Raw genomic sequence first — 408 nt, forward strand, 5'->3', positions numbered from 1 at the left:
GACACTGGGCAGACGTCGAACCGGGGTGTGCCGCGCTGGTCGGCTTTCACGTGCCACGGTAGAGGTGCTCTTGCTCCGCAAACCGTCAGCCGCGTACTTCCTTTTGAAGGCAGCCGAACCCGCGAGCGCGCGTGTCTGTACCCCGACACGCCGTTAGTGCCGTACAACTGCGCGCGCTCACGCCCACGCTCCCGCCTCGCCCAGCGCTAGGCGTTGGTTGCCAGCGTCAGCTCCATCAGCTTGATCGCCTGCCCGCAGGCGTCGATACCAGGAGCCTGGGGATTGACCCACCAGCCGACCACTCCCGCCGCGTCGCTGGCGACGCCGCAGGCGCCGTTGGGATCGCCCGTCCGCATCACAATCGAGTCCACGCCCTGGATCGCGCGGGTCTCGACCTGGTACTTCAGG

The 408-nt window shown here is 67.6% G+C and carries 1 protein-coding gene; it reads right to left on the reverse strand.

Features of this window, described 5'->3' with window-relative positions:
• Positions 1–206: 206 nt before the first annotated feature.
• On the reverse strand, positions 207–408 hold a 202-nt coding region (locus tag J1M44_RS11385), incomplete at its 5' end, for a DUF3558 family protein (protein ID WP_206481125.1).

It is taken from the genome of Micrococcus sp. KRD128, assembly GCF_017168395.1.
GTDB lineage: Bacteria > Actinomycetota > Actinomycetes > Actinomycetales > Micrococcaceae > Micrococcus > Micrococcus luteus.